Origin of the sequence: Nocardioides sp. URHA0032 (assembly GCF_000620645.1) — a bacterium.
Lineage (GTDB): Bacteria > Actinomycetota > Actinomycetes > Propionibacteriales > Nocardioidaceae > Nocardioides.
Genome location: NZ_JIAV01000014.1, coordinates 345,190 through 360,375, shown reverse-complemented (window position 1 = coordinate 360,375; position 15,186 = coordinate 345,190). Strand labels below are relative to the sequence as shown.

Sequence of the window (15,186 nt, the reverse complement as noted above, 5' to 3'; positions counted from 1 at the left end):
CGGCCTAGGGTGGCGTCATGAGCAGGCCGGTGCTGGTGGTCGTCGCCGCGGGTCCCGGCGTGAGCGGGTCGGTGGCTCGACGCTTCGCGCGCGAGGGGTACGACGTGGGCCTGCTGGGTCGGGAGGAGGAGCCGCTCCGGGCGCTGGCGGCGGAGCTCGAGGAGCTCGGCGCCGAGGTCGGCCACGCCGTCGTCGACATCACCGACGCCGATGCGACGACCGCGGCGATCCGGCGGATGGGGGAGCACACGGGTCGGATCGACGTGCTGCACTTCAACCCGAGCGCGTTCCGCGAGAAGGACCCGCTCGAGCTCACCGTGCCCGAGCTGCTCGAGGACGTGACGCTCGGCGTCGGCGCGCTGCTCACGTCGGTGCAGGCCGCCCGCCCGTTCATGTCGGCCGGCGGCCGGGTCACCGCGACCGGGAGCATGGCGGCCGACAAGCCGTGGCACCGGGCCGCGTCCCTCGGCGTGCAGAAGGCCGGCCTCCGCAACCTCGTCCGGAGCCTGGACGCGACGCTCGTGGACGACGGGATCCGTGCGGTCTCCGTGACGGTGCGCGGCACGCTCGGCCAGGACGACCGCTTCACACCCGACCTGGTCGCCGACGCGATCTGGGACGCGGCCCGTCAGGACGAGGACGGCTGGCGGACCGAGGTGCCCTACTCGGGCTGAAGGAAGCCGAGCACGACCTCGGTGAACGCGGCGGGTTCCTTCGCGTGCACCAGGTGACCGGCCTCGATCGTCGTCATCGACGCCGACGGGACGCGGCGTACCAGCTCCTCGACCCGCTCCGGCGGCACCGGACTCGCGGTCCCGCCCCACACGACCAGCGTGTCGGCGGTGATCCGGGCGAGCCCGTCGAGCCAGGCCGGGTCGGGGTCGTCGAGCTCGGGACGTACGCCGACCACTACGTCCCAGTCGAACGCCAGCGCGCCGTCCGGCCGCACCGGGGGTGCCACCTCCCGGGGTAGCGGGGCCGGGACGTCCTCGAGCACCAGCCGGCGAACCCGCGACGGCGCCTGCTGGGCCACGAGGTGTGCGACGAACCCGCCGAGCGAGTGCCCGACCAGGTCGACGGCCGGCAGGTCCAGCGCGTCGAGCAGCGCGAGCACGTCGTCGCGCATCAGCTCCAGTGAGTACGCACCCGGCCAGTCGGACCCGCCGTGGCCGCGCAGGTCGACGGCGTGCACGGTGAAGCGCTCCTCGAACGCAGGCAGCACCACGTCCCAGTCCGCTGACGTCTCGCCGAGTGCGTGCAGGAGGACGAGCGGCGGTCCGGAGCCGGAGACGCGGACGTCCAGCTCGATCCCGTTCGCGGCGACTCGCACGCGGCTACGGTAGCCGGGTGGCCACGGTCGAGGACGTGCACGCGCTCGCGCTGGCGATGCCCCACGTCACCGTCGTCCGCGGCGAGCGGGCACAGAATCCCGTCTACCAGGTCGGCGGGAAGTCGTTCGTGTTCTTCCGGACGCCCCGTCCGGACGCGTTCGATCCCGAGACCGGGGAGCGGTACGACGACGTGATCGTGCTCTGGTGCCCGCCGGAGGAGAAGGAGGCGCTGCTCCAGGACGAGTCGAGCCCGTTCTTCACCACGCCGCACTTCGACGGCCACCCGTCGGTGCTCGTCCGCGCGAGCCGGCTCGACGAGATCAGCCGCGAGGAGCTCGCCGAGATCATCCAGGACGCCTGGCTGTCACGAGCCTCGAAGACGCGTGGCCGGCTCTGGCTTCAGGAGAACCAGGCCGGCGCCTGAGCCAGGAACTGGTCGCGGTCGAGCGCGCCGACGCCGACCGGGATCGTCGCGAGCACGGGCAGACCCGTGTGGTGGGGGAGGTCCTCGGCGTTGCACCGCTCCGCCAGCCCGGGCTCGGCCGGCCACGCACCGATGACGAGGCCGGCCGGCTCCAGGCCCCGGGCGCGTACGGCGGCGACGGTCAGCTCGGCGTGGTTGAGGGTGCCGAGCTGCGGGCCCACGACGACCACCAGGTCGAGCGGGACGGACTTCGCGAGCTCGGCCGCGAGGTCGAGCAGCGTCCCGCCGTCGGCGTCGAGGCGGACCAGCAGGCCGCCCGCGCCCTCGACGACGACGGTGTCATGGAGCTCGGCGAGCGCCCGGATCCGGTCGGCGTACTCCGCGACCGGTGGGATCGCGACGCCCTGCCGGCGGGCAGCGGTGTCCGGGGCGAGCGGGTCGTCCAGCGTCGTGTACTCCTGCACGGCGCACCCGGTCAGCCGGTGCACCTCCTCGGCGTCCGAGTCGCCGTCGACGACGCCGGTCTGCACGGGCTTCACGACCACGACCGAGCCGCGGTCGGCAGACCGCTGGGCGAGGGCCGCGGTGGCGACCGTCTTGCCGACGCCGGTGGACGTACCGGTGACGACCACGACGCGTCCGGTCACGCGCGGAACTCCTTCACGACGGCGACCAGCACCTCGGTGGCCCGCGCCCACTGCTCGTCCGACGGCCCGGCCGAGGCCGTGATCCGCAGGCGGGAGACGCCGTCCGGCACCGACGGCGGCCGGAAGCAGCCGACCCGCACGCCCTGCTCGAGCGCGGCGGCCTGCGCCGCCAGCGCCCCCCGCGGCGAGGGCATCGGCACCGAGAGCACGGCTCCGGTCGGTGGCTCGACGCCGAGGGCCGCGGCGAGGTCGGTGACCCGGTGCCGTACCCGGGTCGAGAGCTCCGGCGTCGCGGTCAGGACCCGCAGCGCGGCGAGCGCGGCGCCGGCCGCGGCCGGCGCCAGCCCGGTGTCGAAGATGAACGGGCGGGCCCGGTTGACCAGGTGGTCGAGCAGAGCCGGCGGGCCGAGCACGGCGCCCCCCTGGCTGCCCAGCGACTTGGAGAGGGTCGCGGTCACCACGACGTGCGGCGCTCCGGCCAGCCCGGCGGCGGCGACCAGGCCTGGGCCGTGCACGCCGAGGCCGTGCGCCTCGTCGACGACCAGGAGGGCGCCGTACGTCGCGCACACCTCGGCCAGCTCGGCCAGCGGCGCTGCGTCGCTGAGCACCGAGTAGACCGACTCCGCGAGCACCAGCACCCGCTCGCCCGGCGCGGCGGCGAGCGCGGCCTCGACGGCGGCGACGTCGTTGTGCGGGTTGACCACCAGGCGCGCCCGCGAGAGCCGGGCCGCATCGACCAGCGAGGCGTGGATGTGGGCATCGGAGACGACCAGCGCCGAACGGTCGGCGAGCGCGGTGACGACCGACAGGTTCGCGTGGTAGCCGGTCGAGAGCACCAGCGCGCCGGGCTGTCCGGTGTACGCCGCCAGCTCGCGCTCGAGGGTCGCGTGGATCTGGAGCGTGCCGCTCACCAGGCGCGAGGCGCCCGCACCGGCGCCGTACGCGCGCGCGGCGGCCTCGGCCCCGGCGATCACCTCGGGGTGGCGGGCGAGGCCCAGGTAGTCGTTGCCCGCGAGGTCGAGGACCGGGTCGTCGGCGGGTCGTACGACGAGCCGCCGGGTCAGCCCGGCCTCCTCGCGGGCGGCCGCCTGGGCCGCGAGCCACTCGTGCCAGCTCACGCGACCACCGCCGCTGCCTCGACGGCGGCACAGATGCGCGCCACGTCGTCGTCGGTCGAGACGTACGGCGGCATCGTGTAGACGAGGTCGCGGAACGGCCGCAGCCAGACGCCCTGCTCGATCGCCGCCCCGGTCGCCTTGACCACGTCGACGGGGTGGTCGAGCTGCACGACGCCGACGGCGCCGATGGTGCGGACGTCGGCGACACCGGCCTGTCGCCCGACCGGCTCCAGGCCGGCCGCGAGCCCCGCGCCGACCCGGGCGACCTGGGACCGCCAGTCGTTCTCGACCAAGAGGTCGAGCGAGGCGAGGGCGACGGCGCAGGCGAGGGGATTGCCCATGTACGTCGGCCCGTGCATGAGGACACCGCTCTCGGACCGCGAGAGCCCCTCGGCCACCCGCCTCGTGCACAACGCCGCGGCGAGGGTCAGGTAGCCGCCGGTCAGCGCCTTGCCGACGCACATCACGTCGGGGGAGACGCCGGCCGCGTCGGCGGCGAACAGCGTCCCGGTGCGGCCGAAGCCGGTGGCGATCTCGTCGAACACGAGCACCAGGTCGTGCCGGTCGGCGACCGCGCGCATCACGCGCAGGCACTCGGCCGGGTAGGTCCACATGCCGCCCGCACCCTGGAGGAGCGGCTCGACGATGATCCCCGCGAGCTCACCGGCGTGCTGCCCGGCGAGCGCCTCGAAGGCGCTCGCCCAGGCCGGGACGCCGGCCTCGTCCGCCGGCGGCTGTGGCGCGAACACCTGCTGGGGGAGCACGCCCGCGAACATCGAGTGCATGCCACCCACCGGGTCGCACACGCTCATGCAGCCGAACGTGTCGCCGTGGTAGCCGCCGCGGACCGTCAGCATCCGGGTGCGCTCGGGCCGCCCGGCGCCCCGCTGGTACTGCAGCACCATCTTCAGCGCCACCTCGACGCTGACCGATCCCGAGTCCGCGAGGAACACGTGCTCGAGCCCGTCGGGGGCGAGCTCGACGAGCCGCTCGGCGAGCCGGACGGCAGGTCCGTGGGTGAGCCCGCCGAACATCACGTGCGCGAACTCGCCGACCTGGGCGCGCAGTGCCGCGTCCAGTCGCGGGTGCCGGTACCCGTGGATCGCGGCCCACCACGAGGACATGCCGTCCACCAGCTCGGTGCCGTCGTCGAGGGTCAGCCGGGTCCCGGACGCGGCGGTCACCCGGCGCACCGGCGTCGGGTCGGTCATCGACGTGTACGGGTGCCAGACGTGGGCCCGGTCGAAGGAGAGGAGGTCGTCGTGCGTGGAGAGCATGCGCAGCCGGGTCAGGAGTTCGGGGCCACGGCGGTGCCGGCGCCGCGGCGGCGCTTGGCCGGGTCGTGGCCCCCGGTGTGCAGCGGCCGGGGGTCCTCGTCGGCGCCGAGCACCACGAAGCCGTTGTCGTGGATGAGCTCGAGGTCCGCTGCGGCATCCTGCCCCTCGGAGGTCAGGTAGTCACCGAGGAAGATCGAGTTGGCGACGTTCAGGGCGAGGGCCTGGAGCGACCGCAGGTGCATCTCCCGCCCGGCGGCGATCCGGATCTCCCGGTCGGGGCACACGAACCGCGCCATCGCCAGGATCTTGACGCAGCGGGTCGGGGACAGCTCCCAGGTGTTCTCGTACGGCGTGCCGTCGAACGGCATCAGGAAGTTGACCGGGATCGAGTCGGACCCGAGGTCGCGCAGCGCGAAGAGCGCCTCGACGAGCTGCTCGTCGGTCTCGCCCAGGCCGGCGATGAGGCCGCTGCACGCCGACAGCCCGGCGGTCTTCGCCTTGCCCACGGTGTCGACCCGGTCGGCGTACGTGTGGGTCTGCACGATGGTGTCGTGGTGGGACTCGGCGGTGTTGATGTTGTGGTTGTAGGCGTCGACGCCGGCCTCGCGCAGCCGCTCGGCCTGACCGTCCTTGAGCAGGCCGAGGCACGCGCAGATCTCGACGTCGGGGTGCTCCGCCTTGATGGTGCCGACCATGTCGGCGACGCGCTCGACGTCCTTGTTGGTGGGTCCGCGGCCGCTCGAGACCATGCAGACGCGGGTGGCGCCGCCACGCAGGCCCGCGGACGCCTGCTCCAGCGCCTGCTCGGTGTCGAGCCACTTGTACTTGAGGATGTCGGCCGTCGACCCGAGCGCCTGGGAGCAGTAGTTGCAGTTCTCGGGGCACAGCCCCGACTTGAGGTTGACGAGGTAGTTGACCTTGACGGTGTTGCCGAAGAACTCGCGGCGCAGGCGCCCGGCCGCCGCCACCACGTCGAGGAGCTCGTCGTCCCGGGCGCGCAGCACCGCCAGGGCGTCGTCCTCGGTCGCCGGCTTCCCGTCGAGGATGCTGGCGGCGAGGTGGTCGAACGACGTGGTCATGGGCACTCCCGGCAGAGCGGTGGTCAGGTGAACGGTGTTCAGGTTAGGGTTCGGCTGATTCGCGGTCAACGTGAAGGGGAGTGTGCGATGGGCCACCGCCGGGCCGACGTCGTCGAGCACGCGCTCGGCGTCCTCGACGCCTATGGGCTCGCGGATCTCACCATGCGCCGCCTCGGTGCGGAGCTCGGCGTGCAGCCCAGCGCGCTGTACCACCACTTCGCCAACAAGCAGTCCCTGCTCGCGGCGGTGGCCGACGAGATCCTCGCGCGCGGCCCCCACGGCCCGCGTCCGGAGACCTGGGACGACCGCGCCACCGTCGTCTGCACGGAGCTGCGCGAGGCAATGCTCGCCTACCGCGACGGTGCCGAGGTCGTCGCGACCGTGCACGCCTTCGGGCTCGGCGCCACGGCACCGGGGGAGGAGCTGGTGGCTGCGTGTCGCGACGCCGGTCTCGACCGGGCGCTGGCCGGCACGGCGGCCCGCACCCTCCTGCACTACGTCTTCGGCCACGTCGGTGACGAGCAGACCCACCTCCAGGCCGGCAGCGCTGGCGCGATCGACGGCGACCCTCGCCCGGAGTCGGACTTCGCCACGGGGCTCGGCATCGTCGTCGACGGGATCCGGCAGCGGGTCGGCGATCGGGTCGGCGATCGGTCAGGAATCGAGAAGCACCCCGGCGTACGCCGTCCGTAGCGTTCTCGTCATGACCACGACGACGAAGAACACCGGATTCACCGAGGCCGAGCGGGCCGCCATGAAGGCCCGCGCGGAGGAGCTCAAGGCCGAGGGCAGGAAGGGCGCCAAGAAGGCCGACGACCTCGAGGCGCTGCTGGCCAAGGTCGCGGAGATGCCCGACGACGAGCGGGTGATGGCCGAGCGCATCCACGCGATCGTCACCCGGGTCGCGCCGCAGCTCGACCCGAAGACCTGGTACGGCATGCCCGCCTGGGCCAGCGACGGCAAGGTCGTCTGCTTCTTCAAGCCGGCGTCGAAGTTCGGCAACCGGTACTCCAACCTCGGCTTCAACGACCCCGCGCTGCTGGACGACGGCAACATGTGGTCGACCGAGTACGCCCTGCTCCGGGTCGGCGACGACGAGGCGAGACGGATCGAGCAGCTGGTCGAGCAGGCGGCCGGCTAACCGGCCTCGACCACGGCGCCGTGCACCTCGGCGAGCAGCACGGCGCCGACCAGGTCGAGCCTGGTCCGGCGCAGCCGCGCGGTCGAGAGGTCGACGCCGTCCAGGAGGGCGCCGCGCAGGTCCGCCTCGGCCAGGTTCGTCTCGCGGAGGGTCGCGCCCCCGAGGTTCGCCCCGCGCAGGGACGTGCCGGACAGGTCGGACATCGACAGGTCCGCCTCGCGGAGGTCGACGCCGTCGAGCTCGAGCCGGGTCAGCGTCGCGCGGCGCATGCTGACCCCGCGCCACTGGCCGCCGCGCACCGCGATCGGCCGCAGCGTGCACTCGCTGAACTCCGAGCCGGTCAGCTTGCAGCCGTCGAGGATCGCGTCGAAGAAGTTGCAGCGCCGGAAGTCGCAGGACACGAACGCCGTGGCGACGTGGGTGGACGCGTTGAACCGGCAGTTGTGGAACACGCAGCGCTCGAACGTCGCGCCCTTCGTGATCACCTCGCTGAGGTCGACGTCGGTGAACACGACGTCGGAGTGGACGACCGCGCCGAGGTCCTCGCCGTACCAGTCCCGGCCGCGGACCTCCTCAGACATCGAACGTCCCGCCGCTGCGCCAGTAGACCCCGGCCTCGCGGGTGAGGAAGCCGTTCTCGACCAGGTACCGCCGCAGGGCCGCGTAGTCGGGGTGTGCGCGCGTGAGGATGACGTTGACCTCGGCCTCCTCGTAGCGCCGGCCGGGCTCGAACTGCTGCGCGAGCCGGTCGAGCACGACCAGCAGCTTGGCGTGCTTGCTCGGGATCGTGTGCAGGGTCCCGTCCTCGTCGAAGAACGCCTTGAGCACCTTCTCGGTCACGACCGGTCCCGCGGCGTCAGGCGCAGCAGCGCTCGCGGCCACCCGGCGGTCGACAGCCCACCTCCGACCGAACGCTCCTCGAAGTGCAGGTGGCAGCCGTCCGGCGCGCCGCGGTCGTTGGCGCGCGCGAACATGGTCCCCTTCGCGACCATGTCGCCCTCCCGCACGTACACCTTCTTCGTGTGCCCGATCACCAGGTCGAAGTGCTTCTTGCGGTTGCGCAGCAGCACCGGGTTGTCGCCGTACGCCGGGCCGAGCGAGTCGTTCGGGACGACGCGGACCCGGACCGCGGCGTACAAGGGGGTCCCGCAGGGCATCGCGATGTCCATCCCGTGGTGGAACCCGTGGTGGTCCCGGCAGCGCGGGTCGGGGGAGTAGTAGGGCGCCGCGGTGCAGCCGAACGGCACCATGATCCGGTGCGCGCCCTGGAACCACGGGGACGTGTAGTAGGTCCGGTCCTTGGTGTAGAAGACCCAGCGGGGGTCGGCCCCGCGGGCGGGTGCGGCCAGCCCGGCCGCGAGCAGCACGGTGAGGACGATCGCTCCGAGACGACGCATGCGCTCAACCTAACGGCCAGGACGTGACGAGGCGGGTGCGACGCGGCTCGTACCAGGCGAGGTCGAGCCGCTCCGCCCGGCAGTGCGCGGGAAGCACGCCGTCCAGCAGCGCCAGCGTCGACTCGACCGTCACGTCGTCGGACAGCCGGTCGAGCGTGAGGTGCGGGAAGACCTCGTCGTACGCCCCGGCGTACGGCGGGAAGCCCGGGAACTCCGCGACCAGCCGCGCGGTCAGCTTCCGGAACCCCTCGTCCGGCTCCGGCACCAGGTGCAGCGTGCCGTCGTCGAACCGCCCGATCCGCTCCAGCACGAAGCCGAACGGCTCGGTCTCCGCGGCGATCGCGGCCAGCCGTCGCTCGATGTCCGCGGTCAGCTCGTCCGTGAACGGTCCGAGGGCGGTGACGTGCGCGTGTCCGAACCCGGCCGCGCCGAGGTACGACGGGTCGTAGTGCGCGGTGCGGCCGCGGACGAACTCCTCCAGCGGCGGCACCGGCACCTGGAGCACGGAGTGGCCGGGATGCACGCGGCGATCCTGTCAGGGCGGCCGTCCCCGACCTACACTCCCCGGCGTGACGACCACGGCCTCGGACGAGCTCCCGAAGAGCCGGGTCCGCTCCCGGCTCGAGCTCGCGTGGCGCTGGGCGCTGATCGCCGGCTGGGTCGCGGTGCTCGCCGTCGCCGTCGGGACGGGCGAACGCGAGGGGTCCTGGTCCGACCTCCGGCACGCCGTCTCGAGCGGTGACGTGCACGAGGTGTCGACCACGCCGGGCCTGCCGCCGCATGCCCGGGGCTCCGGACCCGTGGAGGTGAGCTGGCGGGACGGGATCATCCGCTACCGGACGACGGTCAGGGAGTCACGGCCCGTCCGGCGGTGGACGCATCCCCGCGCCGTACCCGACGTCGACGCCGCCCTCACGCAGCTGCAGCCCGGCCTCACCATCGACCACCACGAGTGGGGCCACGCGACCTCGACCGTGCTGGGGTGGCGGGTGTCGGGGTGGCTCATGGCGGTGAGCGTCGCCCTAGGGGTGGCCACCCTCCTGCTGCTGATCACGCAGCCCGAGCCGTGGCGGGCCACCCGATGGGCGTGGTTCTGGCTGCTGGGAGCCGCGACGCCGCTGGGGCTCGCGGCGTACCTCCTGCTCAGCGGTCCGACCGGCCTCCTGCCGCCGCCGCGCGACCCCCGGCGCCGGCTCACCGGAGGCTGGGCCTTCCTCCTCGCGTTCGCCCTCTCCTCCCTCTCCAACGCCCTGGTCCTCGCCCTCACCTGACCCCCGGGCCATGTTGAATCAGACCTCCCGACTCGACGGTCGGAGATCGCGGCGCAGGTCAGCGAGGCGAGCGCGGAGCTCGGCATCGCGCATGACCTCGGCGACCAGCGGGCAGTCCTCGGGACCCGTGGCACCGGGTACGCACAGCGAGCACGGATCGCCGGGCCGGACCGGGCACATCGCGACGGGCTTCCTCACGTCATCGACGTTAGGACTCGAGGTCCCCTGGCCCTAGGGACCGAAGTCACCTGACGCTGAGGAGCCGATCACACTCGGCGACCAGGCGCGCTCGCAGCGGTGCGCCGCGCGCGGCGAAGGAGCGCTGCGCCGCGGCGTACGCCGCCTTGCCGTCCGCGGTCTCGACGCGCACCGGCGTGAAGCCCAGGTCCGTCAGGTCGTACGGCGCCGCGCGCATGTCGAGCACCCGGATGTCGCGGGCCAGCTCGAAGCAGTCCGCGACCAGGTCGGAGCTCACCATCGGGGTCAGCCGGAACGCGTGCTTGTAGAGGTCCATGCCGGCGTGCAGACAGGCCGGCTGCTCGAAGGCGTCGCGGTCGGACGACGACGGCGAGAGCGAGTTGAGCGGCGCGGCGGCCGGCGTGAAGAACCGGTAGGCGTCGAAGTGCGAGCAGGCGATCCGGTGGGAGTCGACGACGGCGTCCGTGCCCGCGGCACCGAGCCGCAGCGGCCGGTCGTGCCTGGTCTCGTCCGCCCGGTAGACCATCGCCCACTCGTGCATCCCGAAGCACCCGAAGTTCGCCGGCCGGGCCGCCGTCGCCGCGAGCAGCCTGCGCAGGGCGACCAGCAGTGGCCGCTGGGAGGCGACGTACGCCGCGGTGACCGCGCCGTCGTCGTACCCCTTCAACCCGGCGTACGGCGGCGCGTCGCCCAGCCGGACGCCGTACCCCGGGTGCCAGCGCCGCAGCTGGGCCGGCCGCTGGGAGTAGTAGGTGAACAGGAAGTCGTGCACCGGGTGCTTGACCCGCGCCTCGCGCCGGGCCAGGTGCGGCGCCACGAGCTCGTCGACGCGGGCCGCGTGCGCAGCGGCCCGCGGCTCCCACTCCTCGCGACCCATGACCTCCACGTCGCCCAAGGGTAGGTCGCTCAGCCGAGGCCCTGCCGGGCGCCCGGTCCTACGTGCACGCTGGCGAGAAACGCGACCATGGACTGCTCGTCCCACCCGGCTCCGAGCGGGTACTGGATCCGCACCACCCCAGCGGGTTCGCCCGCGACGGTGCGGGTGGCGATCGTCGTGTACCCCGAGTCGCCCGACACCCAGAAGCGGCGACCGTCGCGGTCCACCGGCCGGCCGTCGGGCGGGTTGGCGTCGAACAGGATGACGAGCTTGCCCCGGAAGTCGTCCGGCTCGTCCGACGTCGAGCCGTCGTCGGGCGCGATCGTGACCGCCGTCGGCTGCTGGGCCTGGACCGACCAGCCCTTCGGCGTCAGGTCGAAGGTGTACGGCGTCGCGTCGAGCCGGGCCGCGACGAGCCGGACGTGCTCGGGCGCCGGCGCGGGGGAGTCGGTCAGCACTGCGCCCGACCCCAGCCCGAGCACCGTCACGACGGCGGCACCGGCGAGCCCGACCCGGACCCGGCGGCGGAGGCGTGAGGACGCGGCGGCGTGGGCGCGCGCCAGGTCGGCGAGCGGGTCGGGGTCGGGGCGCTCGGCAGCGGCGGCGACACCCAGGACGTGCTTCAGGTCGTGCTCGGTCATCAGGGAACCTCCGCCGTCAGGTGGGCGGCGCCGAGCACGTCGCGGAGGTGGGCGAGTGCCCGGGCGTTCTGCGACTTCACGGTGCCGGTGGAGCAGTGGAGGATCCGTGCGGTCTCGGCGACGTCCAGGTCGTGCCAGTGCCGGAGCACCACTACCGCGCGCTGGCGTGGCCCGAGCGACTCCAGGGCCGCCAGCACCACGGCGCGCAGGTCGACGTCCGGGTCCCGGGCGAACGCCGGCTCGCCGGCCAGCGCCGGGTCCGCGACGGTCGTCTCGCGACGCCGGTGCGCCCGGCGGACCTCGTCGAAGAACACGTGGGTGAGCGTCGTCCGGGCGTACGCGAGCGGGCTCTCCGCCCTGCGTACCCGGTGCCAGGCCAGGTACAGGCGGGTCAGGGTGGTCTGCACGACGTCCTCGCCGAGCGCTTCGTCCCCGGCGCACAGCAGTGCCGCCGTCCGCACCAGGTCGGCCCGGTGGCCGCGGGTGAACGCCACGAACTCCGCTGATCGGTCGCTGTCTCGCACGGGCCTCCTCTCACCTCCCTGACCGGTGTCGCTCCTCGAAGGGTTGCATGCAACCTCCGATCCGTCCGCCCCCGTCAACCAGACGTGAGGACGAGAACGGCGCTGGCGGTCGTGGCCGCCCTGATCGGGACGGCGTGCAGCGCCCAGGACCCACCCGCGGCCGCTCCCGGCCCGGACCCGGTCGACACGACCGCGGCGGCGGTCCGCACCACGAGCGCGCCGCGCCACGAGTTCGACCGGACCGCGCACTCGACCACCGACCCCGCGAGCATGTGGGTGATCGTGAACAAGTCACACCCGATCCACCCGCTGGACTACGAGCCGGCGATCACGCTGGTCCGCGGCTACCAGGTGGCGACGCCGGCCGCCGGTCCGCTCACCGCCCTCCTCGCCGCGAGCGACCGGCAGGGGCTGGGCCTCAAGATCGCCAGTGCGTTCCGGTCCTTCGGCTACCAGGAGGGCGTCTACGGGGACCTCGTCGCCGCTGACGGCCGGGAGGAGGCGGACCGGGTGTCCGCCCGCCCCGGCTACAGCGAGCACCAGACCGGCCTGGCCGTCGACCTCGTCACTCCCGCCAGTCCGGCCTGCGACTTCGAGGCCTGCTTCGCCAGCACGCCGGGCGGGCGTTGGCTCGCCCACGATGCCTGGCGATTCGGCTTCGTGCTGCGGTACGGCCCCGGGACGGCCGCGGTCACCGGGTACTCGCCCGAGCCGTGGCACCTCCGGTACGTCGGCCGCGCGCTGGCCGCGGAGCTCCGGCGCACGCACACCACCACCCTCGAGGAGTTCTTCGGCGTCGCGGGCGGGGACTACCGCAGCTGATCCACTGAATCCGCGTCAAGAGCCGGACGAGACCAGTAGGTTCCGGTCGTGCATCCTCCGTATCGCCACCGCCACACTCGGGCCGTGCGCATCGCCCTGGCCACCCTGCTCCTGCTCACCCCCGCGACCGCGGCCGTCACCACGGCCCACGCCGCGTCGCCCCCGGGCGAGCGCACCGCGCCGTACGACGTGACGATCCGGATCACCGAGCACGGCATCCCGCACATCACGTCCGACACGTTCGAGGGCATGGCGTACGGCGCCGGGTGGATCACCACGGCCGAGGCGACCTGCAACCTGATGGACACCCTGCTGACCGCGCGCGGCGAACGATCCCTGTACGACGGCCCGGACGCCGTCTACAAGGACAACGTCGGCGGCTCCGGCACGAACCTGCAGTGGGACACGCTGGTGCGCGACATCCACGACCGCCAGGTCGTCGAGAAGCTCCTCACGGACCCGGTCGCGGGCCCGAGCGAGCGCGCCAAGGCGATGGTCGTCGCGGAGACCGCCGGCATCAACGACTGGCTGACGGACCACCAGGTCACCGACCCCGCGTGCGCGGACGACGACTGGATCCAGCCGAACGTCACGACGACGGACGTCTGGTACGCCTTCTACCTCGCGCAGCTGATCTCGTCGACGACGCAGCTGCTGCCCCAGGTCACCACCGCGACGCCTCCGACCGGCCCGACCAGGCCGGCACCGAGGCCGACCCGCGCCGCGCTGCGCGCGGCGTTCGGCACCGACGACCAGTTCGGCTCGAACGCCACGGCGGTCGGCGGCGGCGACACCTCGACCCGCAGCGGGATGATCCTCGGCAACCCGCACTTCCCGTGGTTGGGGCGCTACCGCTTCACCCAGATGCACCTGACCGTGCCCGGCAGGCTCGACGTCGCCGGCGGCGCGCTCACCGGCTTCCCGGCGATCAACATCGGCTTCAACAAGGACGTCGCCTGGAGCCACACGGTCTCGACGGGCTACCGCTTCACGCCGTACCAGTACCGCACCGCCGGCACGCCGACGAGCTACCGGACCGCCGACGGCGGCACCGCCGAGCTCGACCGACGGGACGTGCAGGTCCCGGTCCTGACCGACGACGGCGTGGAGACCGTGACCCGGACGCTCTGGCGGACCTCGGAGGGCTACGTCCTCAACGCGCCCAGCCTCTTCATGGGCTGGACCAAGGACAGCGTCTGGGCGTTCCGCGACGCCAACGCAGAGCACCTGCGCACCTTCGACACGTTCCTCTCGATGAACATGGCGAAGAACGTCCACGACCTGCTCCACCGCCAGGACAACGGCGGTGGCATGCCGTGGGTGAACACCATCGCCGCGGACCGCACCGGTGAGGTCCTGTACGCCGACCACGCGGTCACCCCGAACGTCACCAACGCGATGGCCAGCCGCTGCATGACCTCGGCCGGCGGGCTGATCTTCGCGGCCGCCGGGCTCCCCGGCCTCGACGGCACCCGCGCCGGGACCAGCTGTCGGTGGGGCAGCGACGCGGACGCCGAGCGTCCCGGCATCCTCGGGCCGAAGCAGCTGCCCGAGGTCTTCCGCCGCGACTGGGTGATGAACGCCAACGACTCCTACTGGATGCCGAACGACAAGGTCCAGCTGACCGGCTATCCCCGGATCATCGGCTGCGAGGACTGCCAGCGCACGATGCGCACCAAGGTCGTCATGTCCTACGTCCGCGACCAGCTGAGGAAGGGCAAGGAGACCCCGAGGACGCTGCGGTCGCACGAGTACGCCAACCGTGTGTACGCCGCCGAGGTGGCCCGCGCCGGTGGCCGGCTCGACGACGTGTGCGACGCCACCGGCCTGACGACGGCCTGCCAGGTCCTCCACGACTGGGACGGCCACTCCGACCCGACGTCGAACGCCGGCGCCGCGATCTTCGAGGAGTTCGTCTCGATCGCGAGCTCGCGCAAGGTCAGCCTGTGGGCCGTCCCGTTCGACAAGGACCACCCGCTGACCACGCCGCGCACGCTGTCGACCTCGCAGGACGTGGTCGATGCCATGGCGGCCGCGATCACGCGGGTCACCGACCGGGGCTACGACCTGTCCGAGACGTACGGCGAGCTGCACCGCTCCGGCGACCGGGGCTCCGCGGGCTGGCCGCTCGGAGGCGGCCTCGGCGACCTGTCCGGCGACGCCAACGCGGTCAGCAGCACGATCGGCGACGCGATCCTCGACCCGGCCACGCGCGGCTCGTCGTACATCCAGGCGGTCGCGTTCCGCGGGAAGACCGGCATCGAGGCGCGCACGATCCTCACCTACAGCCAGTACGAGGACCCCGCGTCACCGTGGTCGGACGACCAGACCCGGATGTTCTCGAACGAGCGCTGGGTGCGGTTCCCCTGGACGCCGGCCCAGATCAAGGCCCAGCTGATCACGACGCTGCACCTCACCGGAGGCTGACCAACGCTCGCT

The 15,186-nt window shown here is 73.1% G+C and carries 20 protein-coding genes; 7 read left to right on the top strand and 13 right to left on the bottom strand.

The window, feature by feature from the left end:
• Positions 1 to 17 precede the first annotated feature (17 nt).
• A complete protein-coding gene (locus tag N538_RS0103815; protein ID WP_028636193.1) occupies positions 18 to 674 on the top strand; it encodes an SDR family oxidoreductase in 657 nt (218 codons plus the stop codon).
• Here N538_RS0103815 and N538_RS23735 read toward each other — a convergent pair.
• Positions 662 to 1,330 carry an alpha/beta fold hydrolase gene (locus N538_RS23735; protein ID WP_051548693.1) on the bottom strand — a complete coding sequence of 223 codons (669 nt, stop codon included), beginning with the start codon at positions 1,328 to 1,330 and terminating at the stop codon, positions 662 to 664. The two genes, N538_RS0103815 and N538_RS23735, sit on opposite strands and share 13 nt — an antisense overlap.
• Before the next feature lie 17 nt (positions 1,331 to 1,347).
• On the opposite strand from N538_RS23735, the gene N538_RS0103805 reads away from it, so the two are divergent.
• Entirely contained in the window at positions 1,348 to 1,755 is a 408-nt protein-coding gene (locus tag N538_RS0103805) for an MmcQ/YjbR family DNA-binding protein (RefSeq protein WP_028636192.1), read from the top strand.
• Here the strand turns inward: N538_RS0103805 and bioD are convergent.
• The 4 genes from bioD to bioB are packed head-to-tail and all read right to left on the bottom strand — an operon-like array spanning position 1,731 to position 5,876.
• Positions 1,731 to 2,402, bottom strand: coding sequence for a dethiobiotin synthase (gene bioD / locus N538_RS23730; RefSeq protein WP_036569310.1), 672 nt, complete (start codon positions 2,400 to 2,402; stop codon positions 1,731 to 1,733). The genes N538_RS0103805 and bioD overlap by 25 nt on opposite strands.
• Positions 2,399 to 3,520 carry an aminotransferase class I/II-fold pyridoxal phosphate-dependent enzyme gene (locus N538_RS0103795; RefSeq protein WP_028636191.1) on the bottom strand — a complete coding sequence of 374 codons (1,122 nt, stop codon included), beginning with the start codon at positions 3,518 to 3,520 and terminating at the stop codon, positions 2,399 to 2,401. Before N538_RS0103795 ends, bioD begins: the two co-directional genes overlap by 4 nt.
• Positions 3,517 to 4,797, bottom strand: a complete 1,281-nt coding sequence (locus N538_RS0103790) for an adenosylmethionine--8-amino-7-oxononanoate transaminase (protein WP_036569307.1) — start codon at positions 4,795 to 4,797, stop codon at positions 3,517 to 3,519. The genes N538_RS0103795 and N538_RS0103790 overlap by 4 nt, the downstream gene beginning before the upstream one ends.
• A gap of 11 nt (positions 4,798 to 4,808) precedes the next feature.
• Positions 4,809 to 5,876, bottom strand: a complete 1,068-nt coding sequence (gene bioB, locus N538_RS0103785; RefSeq protein WP_028636189.1) for a biotin synthase BioB — start codon at positions 5,874 to 5,876, stop codon at positions 4,809 to 4,811.
• A gap of 87 nt (positions 5,877 to 5,963) precedes the next feature.
• Between bioB and N538_RS23725 the strand changes: the two genes are divergently transcribed.
• Positions 5,964 to 6,569 (top strand): TetR/AcrR family transcriptional regulator C-terminal domain-containing protein, encoded by a 606-nt coding sequence (locus N538_RS23725; protein WP_051548692.1) that lies wholly within the window; start codon positions 5,964 to 5,966, stop codon positions 6,567 to 6,569.
• Positions 6,570 to 6,579: 10 nt separating this feature from the next.
• Complete coding sequence (locus tag N538_RS0103775; RefSeq protein ID WP_028636188.1) at positions 6,580 to 7,017, top strand: iron chaperone; 438 nt, start codon at positions 6,580 to 6,582, stop codon at positions 7,015 to 7,017.
• On the opposite strand, the gene N538_RS29425 is transcribed toward N538_RS0103775, so the two are convergent.
• Genes N538_RS29425 through N538_RS23720 form a run of 4 tightly spaced genes read right to left on the bottom strand, consistent with a single transcriptional unit; the run spans position 7,014 to position 8,937 of the window.
• Positions 7,014 to 7,598, bottom strand: a complete 585-nt coding sequence (locus tag N538_RS29425) for a pentapeptide repeat-containing protein (RefSeq protein WP_028636187.1) — start codon at positions 7,596 to 7,598, stop codon at positions 7,014 to 7,016. The genes N538_RS0103775 and N538_RS29425 overlap by 4 nt on opposite strands.
• Positions 7,591 to 7,857, bottom strand: coding sequence for a DUF2087 domain-containing protein (locus N538_RS0103765; protein WP_028636186.1), 267 nt, complete (start codon positions 7,855 to 7,857; stop codon positions 7,591 to 7,593). Before N538_RS0103765 ends, N538_RS29425 begins: the two co-directional genes overlap by 8 nt.
• A complete protein-coding gene (locus N538_RS0103760) occupies positions 7,854 to 8,414 on the bottom strand; it encodes a M23 family metallopeptidase (RefSeq protein WP_028636185.1) in 561 nt (186 codons plus the stop codon). The genes N538_RS0103765 and N538_RS0103760 overlap by 4 nt, the downstream gene beginning before the upstream one ends.
• 4 nt (positions 8,415 to 8,418) lie before the next feature.
• A complete protein-coding gene (locus N538_RS23720) occupies positions 8,419 to 8,937 on the bottom strand; it encodes a 2'-5' RNA ligase family protein (protein ID WP_036569305.1) in 519 nt (172 codons plus the stop codon).
• Positions 8,938 to 8,983: 46 nt separating this feature from the next.
• Here N538_RS23720 and N538_RS28295 point away from each other — a divergent pair, with 46 nt between their 5' ends.
• Positions 8,984 to 9,685 (top strand): hypothetical protein, encoded by a 702-nt coding sequence (locus tag N538_RS28295; protein ID WP_028636184.1) that lies wholly within the window; start codon positions 8,984 to 8,986, stop codon positions 9,683 to 9,685.
• A gap of 18 nt (positions 9,686 to 9,703) precedes the next feature.
• Here the strand turns inward: N538_RS28295 and N538_RS28290 are convergent, their stop codons facing one another.
• Genes N538_RS28290 through N538_RS0103730 form a run of 4 tightly spaced genes read right to left on the bottom strand, consistent with a single transcriptional unit; the run spans position 9,704 to position 11,925 of the window.
• Entirely contained in the window at positions 9,704 to 9,883 is a 180-nt protein-coding gene (locus N538_RS28290; RefSeq protein WP_028636183.1) for a DUF6767 domain-containing protein, read from the bottom strand.
• Between the two features lie 46 nt (positions 9,884 to 9,929).
• Positions 9,930 to 10,760: a hypothetical protein gene (locus N538_RS0103740; protein WP_036569439.1), complete on the bottom strand. Its 831-nt coding sequence runs from the start codon at positions 10,758 to 10,760 to the stop codon at positions 9,930 to 9,932.
• A 29-nt stretch (positions 10,761 to 10,789) separates the two neighbouring features.
• Entirely contained in the window at positions 10,790 to 11,401 is a 612-nt protein-coding gene (locus N538_RS0103735; protein ID WP_028636181.1) for a hypothetical protein, read from the bottom strand.
• Complete coding sequence (locus N538_RS0103730; RefSeq protein ID WP_028636180.1) at positions 11,401 to 11,925, bottom strand: SigE family RNA polymerase sigma factor; 525 nt, start codon at positions 11,923 to 11,925, stop codon at positions 11,401 to 11,403. Before N538_RS0103730 ends, N538_RS0103735 begins: the two co-directional genes overlap by 1 nt.
• Positions 11,926 to 12,009: 84 nt before the next feature.
• Here N538_RS0103730 and N538_RS23715 point away from each other — a divergent pair, with 84 nt between their 5' ends.
• On the top strand, positions 12,010 to 12,747 hold the full coding sequence (locus N538_RS23715; RefSeq protein ID WP_036569303.1) for a M15 family metallopeptidase: 738 nt from the start codon (positions 12,010 to 12,012) through the stop codon (positions 12,745 to 12,747).
• Between the two features lie 84 nt (positions 12,748 to 12,831).
• Complete coding sequence (locus N538_RS0103720; RefSeq protein WP_028636179.1) at positions 12,832 to 15,174, top strand: penicillin acylase family protein; 2,343 nt, start codon at positions 12,832 to 12,834, stop codon at positions 15,172 to 15,174.
• Positions 15,175 to 15,186 lie beyond the last annotated feature (12 nt).